The organism is Pedobacter quisquiliarum (assembly GCF_014642175.1).
Lineage (GTDB): Bacteria > Bacteroidota > Bacteroidia > Sphingobacteriales > Sphingobacteriaceae > Pedobacter > Pedobacter quisquiliarum.
This window is the reverse complement of record NZ_BMIL01000007.1, coordinates 112,678-137,983: the sequence shown is the minus strand read 5'-3', so window position 1 is coordinate 137,983 and position 25,306 is coordinate 112,678. Positions and strand designations below refer to the sequence as shown.

Annotated in this window: 23 protein-coding genes; 11 read left to right on the top strand and 12 right to left on the bottom strand. The window is 45.0% G+C overall.

What is annotated here, in order from left to right:
* Positions 1-8: 8 nt before the first annotated feature.
* The gene (locus IEW69_RS11585; RefSeq protein ID WP_188627020.1) at positions 9-3,251 is read right to left on the bottom strand and encodes a DUF8693 domain-containing protein; all 3,243 of its coding nucleotides are present in this window, start codon (positions 3,249-3,251) and stop codon (positions 9-11) included.
* Positions 3,252-3,398: 147 nt separating this feature from the next.
* On the opposite strand from IEW69_RS11585, the gene IEW69_RS11580 reads away from it, so the two are divergent.
* On the top strand, positions 3,399-3,584 hold the full coding sequence (locus IEW69_RS11580) for a hypothetical protein (RefSeq protein ID WP_188627019.1): 186 nt from the start codon (positions 3,399-3,401) through the stop codon (positions 3,582-3,584).
* A 67-nt stretch (positions 3,585-3,651) separates the two neighbouring features.
* Here the strand turns inward: IEW69_RS11580 and IEW69_RS11575 are convergent, their stop codons facing one another.
* From IEW69_RS11575 to IEW69_RS11560, 4 genes are all read right to left on the bottom strand, one after another.
* Entirely contained in the window at positions 3,652-5,235 is a 1,584-nt protein-coding gene (locus IEW69_RS11575) for a S8 family peptidase (RefSeq protein WP_188627018.1), read from the bottom strand.
* Between the two features lie 345 nt (positions 5,236-5,580).
* Positions 5,581-6,846: an alkaline phosphatase family protein gene (locus IEW69_RS11570; protein WP_188627017.1), complete on the bottom strand. Its 1,266-nt coding sequence runs from the start codon at positions 6,844-6,846 to the stop codon at positions 5,581-5,583.
* Between the two features lie 9 nt (positions 6,847-6,855).
* Positions 6,856-7,545, bottom strand: coding sequence for a pseudouridine synthase (locus IEW69_RS11565; RefSeq protein ID WP_188627016.1), 690 nt, complete (start codon positions 7,543-7,545; stop codon positions 6,856-6,858).
* A gap of 45 nt (positions 7,546-7,590) precedes the next feature.
* A complete protein-coding gene (locus IEW69_RS11560) occupies positions 7,591-9,240 on the bottom strand; it encodes a carboxylesterase/lipase family protein (RefSeq protein WP_188627015.1) in 1,650 nt (549 codons plus the stop codon).
* A gap of 160 nt (positions 9,241-9,400) precedes the next feature.
* Here IEW69_RS11560 and IEW69_RS11555 point away from each other — a divergent pair, with 160 nt between their 5' ends.
* Positions 9,401-9,775, top strand: coding sequence for a hypothetical protein (locus IEW69_RS11555; protein WP_188627014.1), 375 nt, complete (start codon positions 9,401-9,403; stop codon positions 9,773-9,775).
* Positions 9,776-9,886: 111 nt separating this feature from the next.
* Here the strand turns inward: IEW69_RS11555 and IEW69_RS11550 are convergent, their stop codons facing one another.
* The 3 genes from IEW69_RS11550 to IEW69_RS11540 all read right to left on the bottom strand — a co-directional run bounded on the left by IEW69_RS11550 (position 9,887) and on the right by IEW69_RS11540 (position 14,351).
* A complete protein-coding gene (locus IEW69_RS11550; RefSeq protein WP_188627013.1) occupies positions 9,887-11,203 on the bottom strand; it encodes a PepSY-associated TM helix domain-containing protein in 1,317 nt (438 codons plus the stop codon).
* Between the two features lie 149 nt (positions 11,204-11,352).
* Positions 11,353-13,776: a TonB-dependent receptor gene (locus IEW69_RS11545; RefSeq protein ID WP_188627012.1), complete on the bottom strand. Its 2,424-nt coding sequence runs from the start codon at positions 13,774-13,776 to the stop codon at positions 11,353-11,355.
* Between the two features lie 200 nt (positions 13,777-13,976).
* The gene (locus IEW69_RS11540; RefSeq protein ID WP_188627011.1) at positions 13,977-14,351 is read right to left on the bottom strand and encodes a hypothetical protein; all 375 of its coding nucleotides are present in this window, start codon (positions 14,349-14,351) and stop codon (positions 13,977-13,979) included.
* A gap of 582 nt (positions 14,352-14,933) precedes the next feature.
* Between IEW69_RS11540 and IEW69_RS11535 the strand changes: the two genes are divergently transcribed.
* Positions 14,934-15,566 (top strand): DUF6266 family protein, encoded by a 633-nt coding sequence (locus tag IEW69_RS11535; protein ID WP_188627010.1) that lies wholly within the window; start codon positions 14,934-14,936, stop codon positions 15,564-15,566.
* On the opposite strand, the gene IEW69_RS11530 is transcribed toward IEW69_RS11535, so the two are convergent.
* On the bottom strand, positions 15,559-16,116 hold the full coding sequence (locus IEW69_RS11530) for an arylesterase (RefSeq protein ID WP_188627009.1): 558 nt from the start codon (positions 16,114-16,116) through the stop codon (positions 15,559-15,561). The genes IEW69_RS11535 and IEW69_RS11530 overlap by 8 nt on opposite strands.
* Positions 16,117-16,244: 128 nt before the next feature.
* Between IEW69_RS11530 and IEW69_RS11525 the strand changes: the two genes are divergently transcribed.
* From IEW69_RS11525 to IEW69_RS11510, 4 genes are all read left to right on the top strand, one after another.
* Complete coding sequence (locus IEW69_RS11525; protein WP_188627008.1) at positions 16,245-16,436, top strand: type II toxin-antitoxin system HicA family toxin; 192 nt, start codon at positions 16,245-16,247, stop codon at positions 16,434-16,436.
* 95 nt (positions 16,437-16,531) lie between these two features.
* Positions 16,532-16,927 carry a hypothetical protein gene (locus IEW69_RS11520; protein WP_229663602.1) on the top strand — a complete coding sequence of 132 codons (396 nt, stop codon included), beginning with the start codon at positions 16,532-16,534 and terminating at the stop codon, positions 16,925-16,927.
* 97 nt (positions 16,928-17,024) lie between these two features.
* Positions 17,025-17,546, top strand: a complete 522-nt coding sequence (locus IEW69_RS11515; RefSeq protein ID WP_229663601.1) for a GNAT family N-acetyltransferase — start codon at positions 17,025-17,027, stop codon at positions 17,544-17,546.
* A gap of 131 nt (positions 17,547-17,677) precedes the next feature.
* The gene (locus tag IEW69_RS11510) at positions 17,678-18,940 is read left to right on the top strand and encodes an MFS transporter (RefSeq protein ID WP_188627007.1); all 1,263 of its coding nucleotides are present in this window, start codon (positions 17,678-17,680) and stop codon (positions 18,938-18,940) included.
* 15 nt (positions 18,941-18,955) lie between these two features.
* On the opposite strand, the gene IEW69_RS11505 is transcribed toward IEW69_RS11510, so the two are convergent.
* Both IEW69_RS11505 and IEW69_RS11500 read right to left on the bottom strand, forming a co-directional pair.
* Positions 18,956-19,138, bottom strand: coding sequence for a hypothetical protein (locus tag IEW69_RS11505; RefSeq protein WP_188627006.1), 183 nt, complete (start codon positions 19,136-19,138; stop codon positions 18,956-18,958).
* 97 nt (positions 19,139-19,235) lie between these two features.
* Positions 19,236-20,606, bottom strand: a complete 1,371-nt coding sequence (locus IEW69_RS11500; protein WP_188627005.1) for a TlpA family protein disulfide reductase — start codon at positions 20,604-20,606, stop codon at positions 19,236-19,238.
* A gap of 231 nt (positions 20,607-20,837) precedes the next feature.
* On the opposite strand from IEW69_RS11500, the gene IEW69_RS11495 reads away from it, so the two are divergent.
* The 4 genes from IEW69_RS11495 (at position 20,838) to IEW69_RS17040 (ending at position 23,973) form a co-directional block, all read left to right on the top strand.
* Entirely contained in the window at positions 20,838-21,500 is a 663-nt protein-coding gene (locus tag IEW69_RS11495) for a hypothetical protein (RefSeq protein ID WP_188627004.1), read from the top strand.
* 87 nt (positions 21,501-21,587) lie between these two features.
* A complete protein-coding gene (locus IEW69_RS11490; RefSeq protein WP_188627003.1) occupies positions 21,588-22,559 on the top strand; it encodes an aldo/keto reductase in 972 nt (323 codons plus the stop codon).
* Entirely contained in the window at positions 22,560-23,369 is an 810-nt protein-coding gene (locus IEW69_RS11485; RefSeq protein WP_188627002.1) for a helix-turn-helix domain-containing protein, read from the top strand.
* Positions 23,370-23,400: 31 nt separating this feature from the next.
* Positions 23,401-23,973: a DapH/DapD/GlmU-related protein gene (locus tag IEW69_RS17040; RefSeq protein ID WP_188627001.1), complete on the top strand. Its 573-nt coding sequence runs from the start codon at positions 23,401-23,403 to the stop codon at positions 23,971-23,973.
* Between the two features lie 460 nt (positions 23,974-24,433).
* Here IEW69_RS17040 and IEW69_RS11475 read toward each other — a convergent pair whose 3' ends face one another.
* Complete coding sequence (locus IEW69_RS11475; RefSeq protein WP_188627000.1) at positions 24,434-25,111, bottom strand: hypothetical protein; 678 nt, start codon at positions 25,109-25,111, stop codon at positions 24,434-24,436.
* Positions 25,112-25,306 lie beyond the last annotated feature (195 nt).

The following is a 25,306-nucleotide window of genomic DNA, read 5'->3' as shown; positions in this document are numbered from 1 at the left end:
CATTATGGTTATCGCTTTACTAATTTCAACATCTTCATGGTTTGCCCGGTGTCGCGGTTAATTAACTCCATCAGGTAAATACCGCTGCCCAAAGCACTGGTATCCACCTCCGGCAGCTGCGTACCGTCCTGCAAACCCAAGTCCTTCCGCAGCATCATCTTACCAACCAAATCATAAAGCCGCAGTTCCATCCAGCAGCGCTTAACAGCGGGCATGCTTAGCTTAAAGCCATTTACAAATGGATTTGGGTAAGCCACAACATCAGCCCCGTCCAACGACACCGGTGTATTCGCTGGCAACCTGTCTGCCTTCGCTTTAAGCCGCAAAGCAAGCCGATGTTCACCAAAACTTTCCGGCACACCGGTATTCATTTCAAACGTATACACCTGATTTCCCTGCAGCACTTTGGTGGTATTTAAATAGGCATCTACCAGTTCGAGTGCTGTTCCGGCTTCCAGACTTTCGATCCCGGAGATGTGCAGCTCGTATGTGCCAGTCTGGTAACCCTTCACATATAAGGGCACTTCCAGCGTACGATGGCCAGGTTGTCGCCGGGTGTCCACGGAAAGCATTGTCCCAGCTGCCGCAATGCTGGAAAGACCAACATAACCGCTGCCCATTGCCATTGCATCCAGATCATCGACTTCATCCTGTCCCGCCGGACTAAGCACCAGGTTGAACGTCTGTGCAAAAACGGTGCGTACAAGTGTCAGCGTAAGCTTACTAACACCTTTCCCCGTTTGTGCAGGCGCAGCAACGCGCGTCTGCGCCACAACTTTAGTATTGGAATTACTGGAAACCATTCCGTTCAACAGCATTGCCGGGGTTGAACCTGAGCGTTTCGCGGCTTCAGTAAATCGCAAGCTACCGCTGCTGTGACCGCTTAAAACTTTGACGAAGAAACCCTCTCCAGCAGCGATGGAGGTGTTTGGATCATTTGAAACATCGTAGGCATTGTTCAGTGGATTAAACTTCCATACATATGGGCTCAGATTTTCTTTCTGCAGCGCAGCCCAGCTGATGGTCGCGGCATACGGATTACCCAGTAAATTGAAGCCATCGCCAGCTTCACCCATATTCCGGTTCTGCAACTGCAGCTGTAAATCGCCCTGAAATAATAACCCTTTATGGAGAATGATGTAAGACTCTGGATTCTGAAAGGGCGCACGAAGGAGCTGTTTCGTCAATGCATCCGGTGCCTGCCGCCCGCCGCGGGAGAATACATAAATGCCGCGGCCGACATCAACGGTCGACTGCATCGCCGTAACACCAGTATATTTCTGTGCAAGCGCGCCAACAACCGACTGGTTGTGCGTGTAAATGGTATGTCCGTTCTGCGGGGAATCATCAAAGCCGTTGTTCGCACCGCCCGGTCCGGTGACAAACATCGCGGCCTTCAAGTCATACAAGTGATAGTACGCGTTTGCACCGGAGCCATGATATACGGGCGTACTCAGCAGCCGCCAGTTCCTTGCTGTTGCCGGTGCAGGAAAGGCGCCGGTTACATACTGCTCTACTGTCACCTCCCCCACAACAGTACCTTCAGCGACATTGGGAATTGGCCACACATAAGCCTGTTTTTCAGCACCCGACTGCTTCAAGGCCAGGTACCCATTTGAATGTAGCTTGCCCATTATCGTCTGCACATAGCCATAAACATTCACCGGTTGCTGAAGCTGCAATGTTGCGGTTGTGCTGGGTTTATCCAGCACCAGGTACGCTACGGCAATCCGGCCTAGGCCGGTGACTTGCTGTGCTGGTAAAGCACCGGAAAAAACAAGACTGCCATCCATTGCCACTCCTGCACCAACGAGTCCATCGTTAAGCAAATGTCCATCCAGCTGTAAGCGCTGGCCAGTACCAATGCCGAGCTCCGCGCCTGTTTCTACCTCCGTGTCGCAAAGCACCTCTATGTTCTTTTGTATAGACAGCTTGGCGTTTGTACGCAGGGCGAGTTTGTTTAAGCTGAGTTCCGTTGGGCCATTGTAAGCGGTTAGCGCTCCTGCTTCAATGACCACCTGTTCAAATTGACCAGGTACCTCATGACTGTTCCAGTTCGCAGGCTCCAGCCAGTCCTGATTCACAACATTCCGGAACAGCATCCCCGTCGCCGTAATCACGCTATTTCGCTCCTCCGCAGCAACGACATAAAAAGCAGCGGGATCCCGTTGATTATTGTACGCCGTCTTCAACCACTCCACACTAGGATTAATGGTCTGAATGCGGAGTTCGTCAATCATGCCGCTGAAATGCAGTCCCTGTTGTTTGTTAGCGCCTACGATCAATGAACCTCCCATTCGCAGTGCAGAATTCCCAAGACCACTACTATAACTTGTGCCATCAATGATAAACTCCCGCCGCCCCTGAATGGACTGACTCACCACATGGTACCAGCGATTGGGACTGATAACCAGGGATGCCTTTCTGGAAGTGATGATGGTACTGCTGCGTGTCTCCTGCACCAGCCGTCCATCAACGTCCAACTTCAGGGTATAACCGCCGAAGTTCGTACTGTCTGTACTCAGGATCACCTGCTCCCGGTTGGTGACGTTGAACTTAATCCAGCAGGAGATCGTAAAATTATCACTATTGATCTTAGCTGAAGTTAAATATTGACTGCTACCGTTTAATGTTAATGCATTCCCAATCTTACCCGGTACGATATTACCTGCATTCATTGTTGTGGCAGGAAACAGCCGCTCTTCAGGGATGCCACTGGCCGCATTTGCCAGGGGTGTTCCGGCGACATGCGGATTCATGTGCCAGATGCGATCCTGAGCGCCGTACCAGGTTTGCTGCGCAGCCGCCGATGCCGGAAAATGAATGGTATTGGAACCATAATAGAGGTAAATCTGGGTCGCAGCAGTACTACTACCAGCAGCAGCAAGGGAATTCAGGCGGAGCCAGCTGACCAGACGGCCGGTCTCCGGTACATATTCATCCAGTTGAAAACTTAAAGGTGTTTGCGGCGCAGCGACCGTTGTGAAGGCGAAGTCTCGCCCCTTTGTGCCGGAAATCTTATTACCGGAACAGGCACCGGCTACATATTTCAGGTCCGCATGTTCCAGGGCAACCAGCAGCTGGAAATTTTGAAGATCCGCATTTCCATCCACCAAGGCCTTGTTGATGGTGATCTTTTTCCGATAATTATAACCCGGTAGCCAGGACTGTGCATGCACTTGCAATCCACACAGCAGGGACAAGAAATTCAAAAAAGCGGTAAGCACCAAAGCCCTGGAAAGTTCTGACATCGCTACAAGTAATATTCAATAGTAGCGATTTCAAGGGGAGCGGGCAGAAGAAAGATTCGGAACTTAAAATATCAGATATACGCCACGCTAATTTTGAAATATTCGTTAGTAATTTCATTATATCAGCCGGTACATTTACCTTTAAACATGCATACAGAAGAGCAAATTAAAAACATCGCAGATGCCCTGTTATCCAGCTTTCTGCCCAAAGACGCCAACGAAACGGAACTTACCTTCCATTTTACCATTCCGCCAAACCAGAGTTATAAGGTATGGTACAAGCGGAAGAAGGCAATTTGGTCTTTCGAGAAATTCGAAGCGGATAAAAAATAAAATCCCCTGCATCATCGATAGCGATCTGACACAGGGGATTTAAATGGATCTTATTGGATCCCTATTGTTATTTGTAGGTTGCAGCCAATTTTAGTGCGTTGTAAGCGTTTACAATACCACCTGTAACACAAAGGTCTGAGAATGGCATGGAAACTGGCTCCTCGTTAACCGTTACTGTTACCGGGTGATCCACTTTTACAACGGACTTCATAATGATTTCTTTAACCTGTAAAGCCGTTAATTTCGGGTAGTAAGAGCGGATGGTTGCTGCTAAACCTGCAACAACTGGCGCTGCCATACTGGTACCATCATATTTCGCGTAAGCATTTCCATCAGGAATGGTTGAGTTGATCTGACGACCTGGTGCAAATACATCAACGCTGGTTTTACCATAGTTGGAGAAGCTTGCTTTTAGGGTTTCATCATCATCCCAGCTTGAAGCACCCACAGAGATGTAAGCACCAGCGGTGCCACCATCCTCGTAATTACGGTTTGGATAGTTTTTCTCTACATCCGTGTTCTTGTTGTCATTTCCTGCGGCATGTACCAGCAATACGTCTTTAGACATCGCATATTTTACAGCATCATCTACAAGTTTTTTGTCCCATGAGTATGCTTTACCAAAGCTCATGTTGATGACCTTAGCGCCATTGTCAACCGCATAACGGATCGAATTTGCAACGTCTTTATCGCGCTCATCTCCACCAGGTACCGCACGCACACCCATGATTAACGCCTTATCGGCAACACCTTTAATACCAATGTTGTTGGTTCTGTTCGCGCCAACAATACCTGCAACGTGGGTACCGTGACTAGCGTCAGGACCTTTAACGTCATTGTTCCCGTAAGACTTCTCCGAACCATTTGCATAGTCGTCGCCAACCAGTTCTGGTCTTGGATCATATTCAAGGTTCAGGTTGTATTTCAACATTTCCTCATAATGATCTACACCTTTCTGGATTTGATTCTTGTAGAAATCCTTAAAAGTATCATCTTTAAGCGCACCAACCATGATGGTTTTCAGACGCGTCTCCATTGCATCAGCAGCTTTGTACTGTTCGAAGTCTGCAGCAGTAGGTTCTGCTTTACCCAGCTTCGTTACAATACGATCCAGTACAGCTTTAAAGCCCTGAATACCGGCAAGACTTTCTTTAGCCTCATCAACTTGTTTGTCGAAATCAGCCTTCATGGTTCTGAATTGTGCATATGCAGCCTCATCTTCCCTGGCCATATCCGTAACGTTCGCAAATTTCTTCATGTCACGTCTGATCAGACGTGTAAGCTCCAACGCTTCAAATTCTACAGAACCCTTTTCATTACCTAGAAAGTTCCATCCATTCACATCGTCCTTGTAACCGTTTTTGTCATCATCAATACCGTTACCAGCTTTTTCTTTTTTGTTCACCCAAAGCACGCTTTTAAGGTCTTCATGGGTGATATCTACACCACCATCCAGAACACCAACGATCACCGGGGTTGCTTTTTTGCCTTTCAGCAATTCTTTGTACGCACGTTCTGTGCTGATCCCAAATACAGAATCCGTCTTTAAATCTAAATTCTGCCAGTTTGCTTTCTGAGCAAACGAAAATAATGGCGCGCATGCAAGGACAACAATAAGCCTCACTCGTCCTGAAAAAAATCTGTTGATCATAGTTTTAATAAATTGTTTTATCGTACGCTGCCGCTAAGACCAAAGCACGTTTTCTAAAAAACAGCGTTACTGCTCTCCTTAACGCAACAACATAATTTCAAATATAGCCGACTTAAAAATTAAAATAGTCAGGAGACAAACACCTTTCCGTAAAAAGGCCGGAACACTCCTGCTCCGGCCCTACCTAACCTAACCTATCAACCTGCTCATGTCAAACCGTACGCGTAGTGTAACAAACTTCGCTCCTGATCATACAGGGTCTGTTCCGTTTGTTTGAAGATAGGACTATGTCGAATCAAAAAAGTCTAAGCTCCGATATGTTAAAAAATGTTAAACCGATCGCGCTTACTTCAGCACATGGTGAAGCACCTTCTTTTTCCCGTCAATCTTTTCCGTGTATTCCAGTCCCAAAATCTCGGTGATTAAAGGATAGACATTCACGTTTTCGAAAGCAGGAATTTTGAGCCCTGACTTAAACGCTGGGCCCCATGCAAAAAATGTGGCATGCATGTCTTTAACTTTTGAAGGATCGAAACCATGCTGGCCAGGGCTCGGCGTCCGACTTGAGAATACGCGTGGCCATTCCGGGATTAACAAAATATCCCCGATGCGGTTAAACTTGTCATCCTTAGCCCCATAGTGGAACTTCCGGGGCATTTTTGTTTTCAGGTAAACTTTATAGTCTACAGCTTCTTTTCTAAGTTGCTTGTAAAGCGGTTTAATGTCCACCTTATTCTTCGCATGGATGCTTACGGTCGTACCGGATGTGGGTACAACAAATTTCTCTGGATCTATGCTTTTCGGCACCGTCAATGGACGTTCACGGTCAACACTGGTCATGCCATGATCGGCAAGAAAAATGAAGTTCACGGGCAATCCGGTAGCTTTAACGACTTCCGTTAATTCCAGGATTGCCTCATCTACCATTTTCACTGCCTTTGCTGCCTGTTCAGATTCCGGACCATGATCGTGACCGGAGTGGTCAGGTTCAGAAATGTAAAAGGTAATCAGGTGTGGTCTTTTTTCCTCCGGAAGATTCAACCAGTCTTTAACCACCTGAATACGATCTGCCATCGGGAACTTTTCTGTGAAATCATAACTGTAAGTCGGCCGCACCCCTTTCACATCAGCTTCCGAACCTACCCAAAATAAACTTGCAGAGACCATCTGTTGCTGCTCGGCAAGCACCCAAAGCGGCGTGCCACCATACCAGGTACCATCCTGCACCTTAGTTTTTGCCGACATGCTGTACCGGTCGTTACGGCCCCGGTCGTAAAAGGTATTGTTCACCAAACCATGATGTGCCGGATATAAGCCAGTCACCAGTGTATAATGGTTCGGAAAAGTAAGTGTCGGGTAACTTGGAATCAGGCTTTCCGCCTGAACCCCTGCAGCACTAAGTCTAAGCAGGTTTTCTGCCTGATACTTCTTCGCATAATCATGACGAAAGCCATCCGCAGAAATCAGGATGACATAAGGTTTTTGTTGTTGTGCAACTGAGTTTTTGCGGTCGGAAACGATACGCTGTGGAAACTCAGCTTGAGCAAATAAGCATTCGGGCGCTGCAATCGTGGCGATTAGCAGCATACATTTAACTAATTTAGAAATCATATGTTAAGATCATTCGTGTTCATTCCAGCCCATAAGCGACATTACCCGGGTAAATTCAGGATGGTAGCCTGCTTGAAGGTTTAATTGTTCCCCGGTAACCGGGTGTATAAAATCCAGTGATGAGGCATGTAGTAGCATAGTGGTCATATCCCACTGCTCCTTGAAGAAACGGTTCTGTTTATTGCAGCCATGCTTGCGATCGCCAATTATCGGGTAGCAGATGTGCGCGAAGTGCTTGCGTAACTGGTGCATCCGGCCGGTTGTTGGCGTTGCTTCCACGAGAGAATAGCGGGAGGTCGGATGCTTTCCCAATGGAATATCCAGCTCAGCTCTTTTAACCGTAACAAAGGAGGTAAAAGCATCCTGTATGGCGCCATTCTCCTTCACCAAGGGATAGTCGATGTCCATGCTGTCCGGTGCATAGCCACGCAATATGGCCATGTATTTCTTACGGACGGCACTTTCCTGAAACTGTTTATGCAGCGCCACTTCCACCTCTTTCTCGAAGGCGAAAAGCAAAAGTCCGGAGGTCTTCCGGTCCAGTCGGTGTACCGGACTCACACGCCGGTTCACCTGATCACGCAGCATTTGTAACGCAAATTCTTTTGCATCATTGGCAATGAAAGAGCGATGAACCAGCAATCCATGCGGCTTATTTATGGCAATCAGGTGTTCATCCTGATAGATAATTTCGAGCATTATAACTTTTTTGCAAAGATAATACCCCGGACGGTATTATCCCGCCTATTTCGAATATAGCTGATCCAGGAAGCGGTACCTTTCCAGATCCGTCGCTTTTTCGGAAGCCGTTTTCAGACCGATGTTCATAAAGCTGGCCTGTTCAGAACCACCAATTGGCGCCCATTTGGGTAGACCTCCACCGTTAGGGTTACCAGTTTTGATGAAGTTTGAGAAATAGGTTAACATGGTTTTTGAGATCTGATGATCTTCTGCTGTCCAGGCATAAACCGGATTCTTATCGAGGTTGCCCATGGCATATTCAATTTCAAAGGCGTGCGGTGCACCTTCAGATACGGGTTGTGCTGGCGCCGGAGCAGCAGCTTTCTGATCTGTGGCTTTCGTAACGCCGCCGGCCAATCCGGTAGTCGCATTTGCAAACTCCTTGGTCATTGGCGGTTTAGACTTAGAAAAAAGGTAGCGGTAGGTAGGCTTGGCGCTGGACTTTGCATGCAGATCGAGCCACTTCCAGGTGCTGTAAGCGATAAAGCGATCACTGGCTAACGAGGTGGCCGATTTCACAACTTCAGCAGTTGTGTTACCTGGATATAGCTTAAGTACTTGTTCTGCCTGCTCCGGAAAATCTTGCTTTACGCGTTTGGCATAGCCCTCTGGTGTTGGCGGTTCCGCCCGCATGAAACCTTGGTATGGCGTTTCCGCAGAGTTCCAGCCGGCAAGTAATGGCACTTTAGCCTGTTCGCCTGCAGCGAAGATCTCATCTACTGTTTTTGGAAGAAAATAGCCGTCGATTGTCGCAGCAGTACGGAAACCATTCTGCCCTGACGCAGCTTTCAGCAAATCTGCCGCTGGTATTGCACGCAGTGCCGCTAACGATCCTGCCTGTACTTTCTCGGCGAATGCCAGTCCGTTCTTCTCTGCTTCTGCAAGTGGTAAAGGTGCAAGCGTCGGTTTAATCATCGCACCACTTTCTCCAATAGCACCAGCAATCAGGTTTTTTGAAAGTGGGGAAGCCATTTGCGCAGAGACGGAGATGGAGCCCGCAGACTCACCAGCGATGGTCACGCGGTTTGGATCGCCACCAAAAGCCGCAATATTCTCACGTACCCACTTCAAAGCGGCATACTGATCCAGCAAACCATAATTACCAGAACCTTTATAGCTTGTTTCTTTTGAAAGTTCCGGATGAGCCATAAAGCCAAAAACCCCTAACCTGTAGTTTACAGTTAAACTAACGATACCGGTTTTTGCCATTGCTTCACCGTCATAACGACCTTCCGAGCCGTCCCCGGCAACATAACCTCCGCCGTAAAAGTAAACCAGTACCGGCAGTTTTTCTTTCATTGTTTTGGCAGGGGTCCATACATTCAGGTAAAGGCAGTCTTCACTGGTACCGCCAGAGCGGAACATCATGTCTCCGAAAATGCGTGCCTGCATGGGGCTCTTTGCAAATTGATCAGCTTTTTTAACCCCTGACCAGTTTTCTGCAGGTTGCGGTGCCTTCCAGCGCAGATCGCCCACCGGTGGTTTTGCAAAAGGTACACCTTTAAAACTTTTGACACCGGATGTTTCGGTCGTGCCTTCTAATAAGCCATTGGCAACTTTCGTTTGTACAGACGTTGTAGATTGTGCATTTACATAAGCCAGCGGAAGGAGCATCGCAAACTGGATCAGCACGAACATATTGATCAATTTCATAATGGTTTATATCGGTTGTAAAGCCTTGATCGGCAATGCCTGAAGTTAAAGATTTTATTGAAAACTTGGAAGGCCATGCCTGGCTTTCTCACAAAGCGCACAATTATGTTGTTTTTTGTGAAGCAAACATTTTGTAAATTAAGCTATTAATCAGCCAGTTATGAAAAAGCTATTTTTGTTTATGGTATGCCTGGTGTGCGGAACCATAACACAGGCACAAATTGCAAACACCAAATGGGCAGGCAAATTAGCCGTTCCAGAGCTTCTTCCCGTTACGCTAAGCTTTAAGGCTGACGTTTTCGAGATCTACCTAACGGAGAACATGGAGTTGCTGGAAAGCATGAGCTACAAGATCAGCGGTGATACGCTGACCGTAACGAAAACCGCTGGCGGCAGCCCCTGCCCCGATGGTTCCAGCTTTAAGCTGAAACATGCCATGAAAGCTGGGCAGCTGGTGTTAACGTTGATATCCGACGACTGTGCTGAACGTGCATCAGCGTGGACGCAAGAACCCTTTACCAAAATAAAGGAGTAAGATCTTTTTTAAGGTTACCTTAATCCGGCTTCAAGAATACCCCAGAAGCCGGATTTTTTTTTTAATATCAACCGTTCGACAACTTACGTGCTCCAACGGCGTCGGCTCGTATTATGAGGTTACTGGCTGATGCTGCTGCAAGCGTTGGATTTTGCGCCTGTTCGAACTCTTCTGCTTATTCTTCTTGCGCAGCTTATTGATCCAGATGATCGTTCCCGTTACGGGTAAACTGGTTGCAAAAAGGCAGGCAAGAAAGTAAATGATTTTAGAAAATGTCCCGAAAATATCACCCAGGTGCAAGGAACGTACCGACCCTGCAAGTTGCTGGTTAAATGGCTTATCACTAAATTTTTCCGTTTTCAGCACCGCACCGGTATATTGTTCAAATTGAATCTTATCCGCAGCAGTTAAGGCGAAAAATCCGGTACGACTCTTATTAATGACATAGGAACCGGCAGAATCTGCCGGGAAACGCAACCGGTAATTACCTTCATAAGGGAAGCTTTGATCTGCAGTAGCGATCAGGGCAGCCAGCATTGGCTTTTCTGCAGTCCCAGCATTTAAAGGATCTGAAGCCATAGGCTTCTCTTTCCTTTGTTTAAAAACTTCATCACCCAGCACATCACTCAAACCTTTTTTGTACCATTCGAAGGACCAGCAAAGCCCTGTTAAAGCCATTACCAGCAAGACCAGGAAAGAATAGAAACCCAGGGTATTGTGCAGGTCGTGATTGATCCGTTTCCAGTTTCCGGAAAACTTGATCTGTAAACCCTGCTTCCAGTTTCTAAGCTTAATTGGCCACCACAACACAATTCCGGAAAGCACTAAAAATACGAAGATGATGGTTGCCGCACCCACGATGATCTTACCACCGCTGTCCTGCATTAATAACCAGCGGTGCAAGCCCATCATGGTCGAGAAGAATTCCGCAGTCGCACTTTTCGTTGTACCGGTAATGTCGCCGTTATATGGATTTACCAGATAAGTTTTTCCACCGCCGCCGCCGCCTTTACCACCCTTGGCGCCCTTGGCATCAGGACCACCTTCAGGCTTTCCTTTCCCCTCGCCGGGAGCTTTGGCTTTTTCAGCACCGCCGCTTCCGCCTTTTTCAGCTTTGTCGCCCTTTGGGCCTTTTTCCTGCACAGTAAAGCGGTAAACCGCATTCGGATTCGCCGGAATTTCTATGCCCGTAACCTTACCTTTCAGGCCAGCTTCAGTCTTGGTGACAAGCTGGTCGATCGGAATAGCTGCAGCACCTGCGGGTGCCTCAACGCGGTATCGGTCTGCGTCAGCCCATTCAACAATTTCTTTTTCAAAGGTCAGGATGGTTCCGGTAAGGCATACCACGAACAGCACCAGACCACTGGCGATCCCTAACCATAAGTGGATGTCATTTGAAAACTTCCGAAAGCTGTACTTCTTCTTCATGTGATTTATTTTATGCGTTGTGTGACTAACGTGATCAATTTTCTCCTTCAATTAGCGGTGAATTCCGCTGCTAATTCGCTATTTCCTTTCATGCGAAAAGATATCCCCTTTGCAGAGGATATCCTTTCTTCAATGCTTTGCGTACCTACTTAAAATTTGTAGCTCAACACACCTGAAATATTCCTTGGTGCAATTCTGTCTATAAAGTTTGAACGGTAAGCATCGTAACCTACATTGTCAAATATGTTGTTCACTAGTGCTCTAAGCATGATATTCTTTGTCACCGGATAACCAACCTGAACGTTTACAAGCGTATAAGCTTTGTTAAACCATGGTGCGGTATTTGGATCAATGGCATGGTATTGCACACCAGCCTGGGTCCAGTCGTTATAAGGGCGCTCACCCAGGTAATAAACACCTGCACCTATATTCAAACCTTTCAGCTTGCTGCTGCGGTCGAAGGTGTAGTTTGCATAAGCATTAAAAGTATGCTTTGGTGTGTTATTCGGCGCAGAGCCCGGAACGAAGGTGGTGTGGTCTTTGAACTGTGCATTGATATAAGCATAGCCGGTGACCACTTCCAGATTCGGAAGAATCTTTCCTGTTAATTCAACCTCGATACCTTTACGCTCATCATTTCCGCCTTTGATGTAGTAACCCGCAGGTTGTACAATACCATTGGCGTCAAGATTGAATGCTTCCAGGTTCATGTCTTTATTGTTGATTTTGTAGAAGGTCAGGTTAAAACGAAGACGGTCATTGAACCACTCCGATTTAATACCAGCTTCCAGCTGATCGATGCGTTCTGCACCTAGCGGGTCTCCATTGATATCAACTACTGAAGCCGATCTCGGATTGGTACTGTTGGTATAAGATCCGAATACGTTGAACCCAGGTTTAAGGGTGAACATCACACCTGCCAATGGATTCCAGAAGCTTGACGTTGAACTGGAAGCACCATTATCACGAGTCTTATTGGTACTGTAACGAACACCACCGTATGCTCTTGCCCAGTCGGTAACCTGAATGACATCCTGAATGGTTACACCAAAACGGTAGTCGTACGATTGGACCTCAGTGGTTAACTGGAATGCTGGATTGATGCCTGAGGGCAGTTGGTTTGTAACGGTTGACGGATCCAATACGTTGATTTGGTCTACCGCGATACTATTATAAGTTGGCTGATATAGATCTAAGTATCTGAAATCACCACCAACTTGGAAGGTATGGGAAATGCCACCTGTTTTAACTTTCTGGCCAATTAAATCCAATTGCAAAACGGTGTTCTTATCTTCTCTGGCGTTGTTGTGTGCAATAGAACGATTGTAGATGTTCACCTGATCTAGGTTGATGCCATTACCTCTTGCCGCAGCAAGTCCGGTTTTGATCGCGTCGCTGTCATAGTTTGAATAGAACATTGCCGCACGCAGGTATAGTTTATCAGATAAATCACGCTTTAATCTTGCAGTGTACGTGCTGTGTTTGGTATCCGTTTTATCAGATTCAAATCCTAAGAAGCGGTTTGAAGGCAAGTCATAGATCTGGTTCGTTTTATTTCCAAGAGAGAGGTTTACCGTACCTGCATCAACAGCCTGTTTCTCGTTAAAATAATCCATCTCCAGGGTCAGGCTGGTTTTCGCATCCGGGCGCCATTCCAGGGAAGGATTGATGTAAAACGACTCATTGCCCATGTGATCACGGAACTTTCCGCCGTTTTCATATGCACCATTTAAACGTACCGCCAGGGTGTTGGACTTATTAACCACGCGCTGCACATCAAAGGTCGGACGAACAAGATCCCAACTACCTGCACGGACGGAAATATTGCCGGAGTTCTCAAATTTTGGGGTTTTGGTTACCACGTTCACGATACCACCCGGGCCACCAAGATCGGTTGCAGCACCCATGGTAATGGAACTTGCACCCTTGATTACCTGGATGCTTTCTACGCCCTGCATGTCAGAAGAGAAACCCATACCACGGAAATCACTCATTACGCGGACACCGTTCTTTAAAGTTGGAATCCCTCTGAAGCCACGTGAAGAAATACTTTCTCTTACACCGCCGTAAGTCGCATAAGTATATACACCAGGAACGTTACGCACCCCTTCGATTACACTAAGTGCACCTTGTTGCTCAATTAATTTATTTGAAATTACAGATATGCTTTGAATCTGATCACTTGCTTTTAAAGGTAAGCGGGTGATCGCATCAAGCTTTGCCTGTTGCTTATTGCTGGTTCCAAAAACTTCAACCTCTGAAAGGTCGTTTTTAGCATCCTTTAGGGTGAAGTTGATCTGCGTGCCGCCTGCTGGAATCTCCACAGTGGTGGTTTGCGCTGCATAACCCATAAGTTTCACTTTAAAAGTGTACTTACCGGCAGGAATTTTCATTTCGTAATTACCGTATTCGTCTGTACGGGTGTTAGCATTGGATTTTTCAACCGTGATGTTTACATGTTGCAAAGCAACACCCTCTTCATTTTGCACTTTTCCTTTTACGGTTGTGTTCTGGGCAAATAGTGCGTTTACAAACAGAAAATTTAGTAGTAATAACGTGTATAGATTCTTCATTCCTTTATTTAGATCAATTCTAAGTGCCACAAAAATAGAAATGACTTTACGATTTCCAAACCTTATTTAGAATTTATTTAAATAACTGATGTGAGTGGACCGGGTTGGACCGGTCAGTTCTTGAAGAATTTTTGGCAGAAGCGTGTGTTATCTTAGATGATAATCTGGTTTACGAATTGGAGATAAGGCTTTAGCGTTACTTAGTTAATTGGTGCAGGAAAGAGTTGTACTTTGATTTCGACCATTTTATTTTTAACCTTCTCTATCGGTATGACTACTTTATACGAGCCTATATAATAGACCTCTATGTATTTCACCCGTTCATCCCATATTAGCATCGTCGCTTGGCCATGATTTCCTAGGATTACCCCGTTAATCGGTTTATCATTTTGATCATGTAAAAATATCATTCCGTCGTCCGGCAGATTAACCTGGTTAACGATGCTAAATATCAGATGAGTGACTTTCATGTCCTTTCTGATGACTTTTAAGGAATAATTAGAAGAGTCTCCTTCAAATGCATTCTCAGTTAAAATATGACTCCCCCGCTCCGATTCAGAAGCTATGGTCTGCATCGTAATTGTTTGGAAAAACAAGACAATTGTAAATAGAAGGAGGTTTCGGATCATTGTATATTGTTTGTATAACTACGATCTAATATATAAATAAACCCCACATACTAATCGCGCCCGATTCGCTGTTGAACATCTTCAAGTTAAAGTTCAACCAATAAGCGCCAGGAAAGCGCTCTGTCAAATGAAAACAGTCATGCTTCGATACGACGGTTCATAGTTGTTACAGACATAGCGAATTCCTATCTTAAAACTAGAAAGCAACGCCGGGACAAATACAGCGCTGACAAGGCCTCAACAGGGTCCCGACAGGGCCCCCACAGGGGGTTAACAGGGCCCCGGCCTAGTAGACCCCTAGTCCAGACTTTGTTGCCCGCTTTTCGACGATTTTTCATCCCCGTCTACAGCCCTGAAACGGCATGGTTTATTTCCATTAATGTAGGCGTTAAAAAAAATATATTTTTTTTGGGCGAAAATCCGCCTTTAAAGCACAATTAAGGCTGTGGCAGAAATGTGGCGACAAATCTGCCACATCGGAGTCAAAAGCTTTGACTTAGCTTGCAAATTCAATAAAAACATAAAATTATGGGAATTGCAAAAAATGGAATACTCGGGCCGGCCAGCGGAAAAGTTGGCCCTGCCGTTTGGTACTTTGATGGTGTCAGAAATGTAGTACGCTCGAAGAGCAAACGTGACGCACCGCCTACTATGGCTGAGCTTAAAAACAGGTTAAAGATGAAAACGCTCATGGATCTATTCAGCACATTAAAACCATACCTGCGCGCAGGTTTCAGCGTAGAAGCAAATGGTTCGGGTTTAAATTATCACAATGTGGCAACGGCCTGTAATCGCCTGCGCATTTCCGAATTGGAAGGTGGTTTAGAGCAGTTGGATTATGAAAACCTGCAGCTGAGCAAGGGTACTGCTACGATGGCGGAAGCGCCGCTGGTAACTGCGGAAGCAAATGGCTTGCGCTTCAGCTGGATGTGGCAACCGGATGATTTTGAGTCGGCCGAAGATCAGGTAATGATGATGGCCTACCTGCCTGAGCAGAACACTTCCCTATTTGAAACAGCGGGTGCGAAAAGAAGTCATTTACAGGATTTCCTCCCACTTCCAAATGCTTATCTGCAAGCGCGAATAGAGGTTTATATCTCTTTCACGGCTAAAGACAGGACTCGTGTTTCAGATAGTTTGTACCTGGGTAGAATCAACTGATAAGCCGTTGTAAGACCGGCCAGACTTTGTCGGCAACAATTCGGTAACCCGCAGCCGTTGGATGGATGCCATCATGCAGGTTCAGGTGCCGCACGCCCGCGACGCCGTCGAGCATAAATGGAACCAATGCCATATCATTGTGCTGTGCCACCTGTCGGAAGATGCGTCTGAAATCCGCAACCAGCGTACCCGGAATCCATGCAGGCAGCTCCATGCCGAGCAGCAGCATTTTGGCTTCCGGGTAGCGCTTTTTCACCTTATCTACAATCCCCTGGAGGTTAGCAGCGGTATGTTGTGGGGAGATGCCCCTGAGGATATCATTAGCGCCAAGTTCCAATACAAACACGTCGATCTGCTGACTTAAGAGCAGGTCAATCCGGGTGAGGCCTCCGGCAGATGTCTCGCCGCTCACGCCCGCGTTGATTACTTTATATTCCAGTCCCGCAGTATTGATTTTTTCCTGCAGTAATGCGGGCAGAGATTCGACCGAGACGTTTGCTAGGCCATAACCCGCAGTAAGACTGTCGCCAAAAAATAGGATGTTATGCATGCCGCATAAACTTTGGTAACGCAGTTTATGTTTGGAGGAAGGCAAAATTTGCGGGGGATTTGGTTAAACATCTATTTACTTTTTGTGTTAAGGTATAATATTGTTTACCTTTATGTAAATCAATATTTATGAAGTGGAATGAGCTTACAAAGAAGCTATCTAAAGCCGGATGGATATTTTTAAGGAATGCAAAAGGTAGCCATGAGATATGGCACCATCCAGAAATCAAAGGCAGTGAAATTGTTATAGCTAACCATCCCAGCAAAGAGGTTGGTACTGGTTTGGCCAGTAAGATCTTGAAGAAAGCCGGATTACAATAATTTATAATATGGTGCTCCTGAACCTTATCGGGCGTTCTCCCATGCGTAAAGAGGGTAAAAGCCCAAAGTGGTTTGATTTACTAGAAACTGTAAAAATGAAAAAGATCGTATTCATTGTTGAGAAAACCGACACTGGTTTTTCAGCGTTCGCCGAAGATTTTGATAACATCCCGGCAGCAACCACAGGAGAAACAATAACTGAGTTAAGGGAGAACATTCTGAATGCTTATAACTCGGTTGCTGAATTAAACAACTTTCCACTGCTAGATAACGTAGAGGATATAACCATCCAACTAGACTTGCCCCAGTTCTTTCAGTATTACAAGATTATAAATGCTAGCGTATTAAGCTCAAGGATCGGAATGGACAAAACCCTATTGTCTCAGTACGTCAATGGACATAAGAAAGCCAGTCCTAAACAGGTGAAAAAGATACTTGGAGGGATAAAGCAACTAGGGAGCGAACTAGCTTCACTGGAGCTTTCGTTTTAAGCTAAATATATCCATATAACTGTGTATCTAGTTCTGCAGATATATGGATACACATATGATGGCATGCATAACAGTTTTCTCACCATTGCTAGTAAACATGAACATACAACCAACGCTGGAAACAGAACACATCAAGCTTGCGCCATTGGAAAAGGGAGACTTCGAAACCTTGTATGCTGTGGCCTCAGATCCAGCAATCTGGGATCAACATCCAAACAAAGACCGCTGGCAAAAGGCCATTTTTGAGAACTTCTTTGAAGGCGCCATGCAGAGCAAAGGGGCATTTAAAATAGTAGACAAAGCGAACGGTGAAATTTTGGGAAGTACCCGATTTTATGACCATGACGAACAGGCCAGCAGCATTTTGATCGGCTACACTTTCTACGCGGTAAAATGCTGGGGCAAAGGGATCAATCATGCCGTAAAATCACTTATGCTAGATTATGCATTCCAGTTTGTTACGAAAGTTTACTTTCATATTGGCGCCAGCAACATACGTTCTCAGATTTCCATTGAACGCCTGGGTGCAAGGAAAGTTGGGGAGCAGGTTGTGACGTACTTCGGCGAAAGCCCTAAGCTGAACTATGTTTATGAAATTACAAAAAGCTTTGGGGGGTAATGAAGTATTAAAAGACTACCTTACAGGACACCATACCGGATAGCAGTTCTTGCGCTTCGGAATCACCGTTTTCTTATGTTCAATTTCAATCCATCAATTTCAGGTCCAGAATTACCAGATCAGATTACATCATGAGCACCGCTCAGATACCAGTTACCGGTATAAATGTTAAAAGAGGATTTATCATATCCTGGGCTTTAGGCTGTATTTTCTACTTATTACAATACGCCATACGCTCCTCCCCTGCAGTGATGATGGCTGAACTTTCCGATGCCTTTGGCATGTCGGCATTCGACATCAGCGCAATTGTTGGATCTTACTACTACACTTACGCCATTGCGAGTCTTTTGGCAGGTGTGGCTTATGACCGGTATGGTGCAAAATACCCGATTGCCATCGGTGCCGCTATATTATGCCTGGGCTGTTTACTATTTTCTGGTGCTGAGATGATGAGTGGCTATGCAGGAAGGCTGCTGCAAGGTGCTGGCAGTGCATTTTCTTTTACCGGTTGCGTTTATCTTGCTGCACATGGTTTTTCGGCCAAATATATCGCCACGGCAATTGGGTTTACGCAATGTATGGGTATGCTGGGTGGCTCCTCTGGGCAGTTCATCACAGGACCATTGATTGAACAAGGGCTCACGGTACATCTTTTCTGGATTGTGATTGGCGCAGCATGTGGTATTATCGCCCTTGTCTTGTACTTCACTACCCCTAAAGAAGAAATCCATACAGATCGTAAAAAGCTTGCCGGCAGTATTGTTGCGCCGTATAAGATCGTTTTCAGCAATCCACAATCTTATTTCAGCGGCATCATTTCTGGATTGTTGTTTGTACCCACAACGGTCTTTGCGATGACCTGGGGCATCACTTTCCTGATGGCCGACCGTGGAATGGATAAGCACCTCGCGGTGCTGGTCAGCGCCATGGTTCCTATGGGATGGGTAATTGGTTGCCCTTTGATGGGCTATATTTCTGATGAGCTTGGTCGCAGGAAACCAGTAATCGTTGGCGGTTGCGTGCTGATGCTTCTGAGCTTTTGCCAGCTTATTTTCTTTTCCGAATTGTTACCTGCTTTATTGACGATGGGCGTATTTGGAATTGCATCTGGAGCGGCAATGATTCCATACACGATTATTAAAGAAGCAAACCCGGATGAAGTAAAAGGAAGTGCAACTGGTGCCATCAATTTCATCACTTTTGGCGTCACTTCAGCTTTGGGACCACTCTTTGCTAAATTCTACGGTCGTTCGGAATTTACGACAACAAGCGGCGAAGCGCACTTTCGGGGCGCCGGAATGTTCATGGTAGCGGCAATTACGTTGGCATTATTGCTCACTTATTTCATCAAAGAAACCGGACTTAAAAGTAAAGCGCCCATAGCAGTTAAGTAAACAGGTTACTTGCCATCATTTGCTAACGGCATCTACTTGGCCACTCGCTATTGCAGGATGATTGTATTTGAGGAAGGCCCATGTTTTGAAGAAATAGAACCTTTTAAGGTTAGCAGAAGCATCCTGCGCATGCAGCAGCTTAGTGGAACCGAAAAGTAGAATAACGAGGAAGAATGCTAGGGTTTTGTATCTGAACATAATTTGAAGGGCAGCAGCTACAATTTACTTTTTGATGAATTCTCTGGCTAAAAATGTTGATTGTGATGAGTTATGTCTAAATCTTCGAGTGACGCCTTCATAAGAGTTGATCCAGTTTTTTCAACAGCTTTGGATCACTTGGTCTTAGCTCGTCCGAATGAATTACCTTGCCATCTTTCCCAATTAAGATATAGCGGGGAATTGAGCTTATCTTGAAACGACTCGCCAATTTAGAAGAAAAGGCTGTGGGCACCAAGTAACTCTGGTCTTGATTGATGCTCAGGCGCTTCAAAGCAGACTCCCAAAGGTTTCTATTCTTGTCCAGAGAAATATAGATGAAGACTATATCTTTGGTTGCATACTTTTTAGCAAGCGAAGTTGATGAAGGGAATTCATCTATACAGGGACTACACCAACTTGCCCAAAAGTCAATGTAAATTAGTTTTCCAGTGTTGTTTCTGATTAAATCCGCAAAAGAAAACGCTTCTCCATTTAAGTTGTAGATTTCTAAATCCTTTGCCAACAAACCACTTTCATCATCTTTAATTAGATTGGAGACATACTTTTTATATGCTTCATCTTTTACCAGGTCGTAAAAAATATTGATGTTCGCTTTAAAGAACTTTGGATTTGAGCTAGCATTATTACTAAGTAACCGAAACAGCATAAAGTTCTTGGTCTTGCCAGTGAAAGCGCTATTGATGTAAGTGATTTGACTATCCAGGGGAACGATGGAGGTTATGTAATCCAGATAGTAGGATGCAAGTCTACGATAGGGATAGCTATCCAGCGCAGCATCAGAGGTCAATGCTTCATTTAATTTGATTAAAGAAAGTTTATAGTCGGATGAGATTTGATTATTTACAAATGCTTTGCCCAATAGGTGCTTCGCCCTTTCCATAAGTAGGTTATACTTTAGGTGGTGATAAACAAAGGCAATAACATCTGGATCCAGCTTCCGCTGTGAAGAATAAGCTTCAAGGCATTTACGATCAATCTCGTATGCTTCCGTTAATAAGGAATCGCGGGCCGGAGGAACGGACAACATATGGTCGTAGATCCTGGTCACGGGGCCTAAGCGCTTGCCTAAGACTTCGATCAGGTTACGATCAAGTGCCATTAACAGGTTTGCAGTCGCTGCAGATTGCTTGTTGTTGGAGTTAAAATAATGTCTACCGTTGTCGTAGGCCAGCTCCAGTACATCCTCATCGTATAAAATATAGGATGTTTTTTCTTGATTTGCCGCATACAAGATTAATGGAATCTCCGATGTGATCCATTGGGTGCCGCGAACAGGAATCGTTAACGATACCAGGTCATTGAATTTATCGAAATAATAAAAGTAACCGACCTTGTCACTGGTGTTCTTAATTGTAATCGTCTTTTCTGATGGGATCGTAGCCGAAGAAACTTGAAGTGGACTTGTAAGAAACGTGAGCAGTAAGGAGACTATGAAAAGAGCGTTCATGAAGATTGAGATATATTTAACGAGGATGCTCTAATTTACATATCTAATTATAAATATCGGCCCTAAAAGGTTTCTCAATTTCGCAGTATGCCCCGCATGGAATCGTTTGAATATGCCTAACCCCTGGTTGTAGACGATAACTAAATTTATTGTAATAGCTTAAATAATATCCTTAGGTTTACTTATCATACTTAATTAACCTCAAGTATCTACAATTTAGAAATTCAAATTTTGGAACAAGCAATTAAGACGCTCATCTACGTTCATGCATTTTTTGGCGGCATTGGTTTAATAACCGGAATCATCAGCATTCTGGTAAGAAAGGGTGGCATAAAACACAAGAATACAGGCAAGATCTTTTCATACGCCATGATCATCAGTTCGCTGGTCTCGCTCTTCATCGCAAGAATGCCTGCACATGAAAACCTTTTCTTATTTCTGATTGGAATCTTCACGATATATCTGGTTTTGGCTGGGAACCGCGCCTTAACCTTAAAAGATAAAACAAAGACGGAAGCAGACCTGCTTGATAAATCCATCTCTGGAACCATGCTTCTTGCATCCATCATCATGTTGGTCATTGGCGTGATCGGTCAATTTCAACACCATACCAATAGCATTTTATTTACATTTTTTGGCGCGATAGGTATATTCATGACGCTGAAAGATTTTCAAACCTTCAGGACTTTCACGCAAAAGAAAAATGCTTGGCTAATCAGCCATTTGGGTAGAATGATCGGCGGTTTAATTGCTTCTTTCACGGCCTTTCTTGTTGCCGGACTTCATCTATCTACACTGATCATCTGGATTATGCCAACTGTGATTGGCACGGCTTACATCATCTATTGGAACAGGAAGTTCAGGAGCAACCCGAATTCCGCTGCCAGCGCGTAAGTATCCGACCATAAGCTGAGCCGTATAGGCAAATCCTTTGAGCCGTATAGGCAACCGCCCTCCTTCTGATAACCTGATCTTTAGGTTATGAAAAAGATCGAGAAAATACAATTGGGTCAGGACGGACCTTCAGTATCTAAACTAGGTTTAGGTTGTATGCGTATGTCTTCAATTTGGGGAAGCCCGACACCGGATGAAAAAGAGAGCATTGCGACCATACAGGAAGCTTTGGACAGTGGCATTAACTTCCTGAACACGGGCGACTTTTACGGTGCGGGCCACAACGAGATGCTCATTGGCAAAGCCATTAAGGGAAGACGTGACGACGCTTTCATCAGCGTTAAGTTTGGCGCCATCTTTCACAATGGTGCCTGGATCGGTATGGATCTGCGACCCATGGCAATTAAGAATTTCGTCAACTATTCACTCACCCGGTTGGGTATAGAAAGCATTGACCTTTACCAGCCGAGCCGAATAGATAACAGTGTGCCAGTGGAAGATATTATCGGAACCATCGCAGATTTAGTTAAAGAAGGTAAAGTACGTCACATCGGGGTGTCGGAAATTACAGCTGTGCAACTTCGCCAGGCAAATGCTGTTCACCCAATCAGTGCGTTGGAGTTCGGCTATTCGCTGGCGGACCGACAAATAGAAGAAGATTTGCTGCCTGCTGCAAAGGAATTGGGCATTGCTGTAGTGGCGTTCGCGAACACGGCAGAAGGTCTGCTGTCTGGTGATCTGAAGGCGCCACTTGGAGCCAAAGATTACCGCATGCACTTTTCACGTTTTCGGGGGGAGAACCTGGTAAAGAACCTGGAGAAAGTGGAAGTATTGAAGCAACTTGCCGCTGACAAAGGCTATACGCCAACACAGCTGGCCATTGCATGGGTAAAGGAACAGGGTGAGCACATTATGCCGTTGGTGAGCATGAGCCGCAGGTCAAGGCTGGGCGAAAACTTAGCAGCGATGGATATCGTATTTACAGCAGAAGAAATGAAGATGTTAAATACTACTTTTGCTAAAGGTGCGATTCTTGGTGGCACTTACTTACAGCGTTAAATGACTAGTCCCGAAGAAATCCTACCTGGCGTAATCTTCTATTCTTACCATTCTGTGGAGCGGCGGGAAAAAGTATGTTTGTGGAACGACCATGCTTTGATCTTGCAGGTATCCGGATCCTTTTCCCTGGAGACATCGTCGCAAACCCTGTCTATGGAAAAGGGCGAAATGCTGCTGATTGGCAAGAACCAGGTAGGCACGTTGCGAAAAACACCGCAGCCCGGGGGAAAATATGAAACCATTGTAATATCCTTGCAGGAGATGCTACTGCGCAAGATCGCTTTGGAAGAGAAACTGGAGGCCGATCAGAAGTATTTAGGCCTTCGAAATCATCTGATCCCTTCCAACGAATTTCTGCAAGGCTATTTTCAATCTATCGTTCCTTATGCACGCAAGTCAGGCGCGTCCATGACTGATCAAATGGGCATTTTAAAAGTCAAGGAAGGTGTGAAGTTACTTTTACTTGCAATGCCTACACTTCGGAACCTCTTGTTCGACTTCACGGAACCGCACAAGATTGACCTGGAAAAGTTCATGCTCAGCAACTATCAATTTAACATTCCGGTTGAACAATTCTCTATGCTCACGGGCCGCAGTCTGGCAAGCTTCAAGCGTGACTTTCAAAAAACTTTTGGTGCACCACCTCGTCGCTGGTTGCAGGATAAGCGGCTGATGGCCGCAAGGCACCTTATAGAGGTGAAAGGCCAAAAGCCGTCTGCCATTTATTTAGACCTTGGTTTCGAAAGTCTGGCGCACTTTTCAAATTCCTTTAAAAAGAAGTTTGGAATGGCGCCTACGGCGCTTTCGTGAGAATACTTTATATTGGAGCAAATTTTCAGCTATGCCGGCACCATCGAATCAAAGGGGAATCTTAGAACGTTTAAAGTCGAGTGAGCCCATCCGCCTGGACGATCCAGAATATTCAAAGATTATGGAGATTGTAACCCGAACAATCCGTCTATCTCAGTTAATGAATAATGCTACAGATATCGACAGCGTTCGGGACTTTCTGAGCGAGATCATCGGGACTAAAATTGATGCAAGCACAACCATTTTTGGTCCTTTCTACACGAATTTTGGTGCTTTTACAACCATTGGAAAGAATGTGTTTATAAACCATGCTTGTTCTTTTCTGGATATGGGCGGGATTATGATAGAAGATGATGTACAGCTGGGGCCAAAAGTAAACATCATTACAGAGAATCATCCTTTGGACCCAAGCGATAGAAGGGCATTGATCACAAAGCCGGTGGTCATCAAACGGAATGTCTGGATTGGTGCCGCGGCGACGATATTGCCCGGCGTGACGGTTGGTGAGAATGCTGTGGTTGCTGCAGGCGCTGTGGTTTCTAAGGATGTTCCAGCAAACACCGTTGTTGCGGGTATACCAGCAAAGACCATTAAGGTTATTTAGAGGATAGATTGTTGATTTTTATAAGTGTTGGGATCTTGGTAAAGATTTTATCGCACTCCATAGCTTGGAGGTAATAGCAGGAACTATTAACAAGTTAGTTGTGAAAGTAAAATACAAAAGTGCTTCGTTCAAGGAAACCAGGGTACCCATACTTGGTTAACTGGTGCACCTAATGTTCTTATAAAACGACCGTTTTGTGAGGCAAAATGAGATGAGTTTATGATCGGAGTTGCTTTTGATTATAGTGTTTTTAAGTCTGAACGTAAGGTAAAACGAAGAACTCTAAGTCAATTTGCCAAATGACCTTGGTTGCTTATACTTTTCTTATCTTAGGATTTGTTTCCTAAACAGGTAGGAAATGCCTCTACCATAGAGAACTTACCCAAGTCCATCTTACCAAGAATATTGCTAATCATGCTCCTCTAAACTTTCTGTGAATAAAGTTAGGTCTTTAACAAGCCTAATCTTGCGTGCTTATTACTAAATCGCGAAAGAAACCTTCAGTACCAATGTCAACGAATAAGCCGATAGCACCCGATGCGTTCGGACCCAACTTCAAATCATTAACAATTAGGGATGGTTGTTCATTATCATTTAAATACAATCTGGCTTTTGTGCCATTGACTATTATTTTCATCTTTATCCATTTGTTTAGGTCCATGTCAGCATAGGACTCATAGGCCTCCGGATTTTCCTTCCTCAACCGATCAAACTTATAATCGGGATAGGAATAATATTGAACTGAATGGTTTCGTCTTATCTGATCTTGTGCTCGTCCATTTGTTGGACGCAAATAAATGCTTTCATATTTTGAGTTGTCGTTGCTAATACGAAAAGCAAGACCAATGAAACCACGGGAATATTCTGGAGCATTTTTCAATAATCTACTTAGAACCTTAACTTCGATTGTCCCATTCTTAAAGTCACTGTTTACCACTTTTGCAAACGTTGGTTCATCGACTGCTTTCACTGCGGAATCTTTAACGACTTTCACAACTTTATAGCCTTCAAGTTTTTCTATAGACATGGCTACCTGGACAGGTTGAAGCACCTCGCTATTAAGCTGAAAGGTTTGCGCGTTGAGATTCAAAGAAAAAGCAAATACGCAAATGGCCACTAAATACTTTAAGTTTTTCATGCTAGATCGTATGTTTAAGTAATTTCTAAAGATCGGATGTATAATCTGGTTCAACCCTTAAACTATTTTAATAAATTTAAATAATACGTGCATGAGCTTCTATCTTTTATTAGCCATTTAATTGCGAATTCTACTTAAGGTTTCAGCCGTTATGCCCAAATAAGAAGCTATGTATCCAAGCGGTATCCTTTTTGC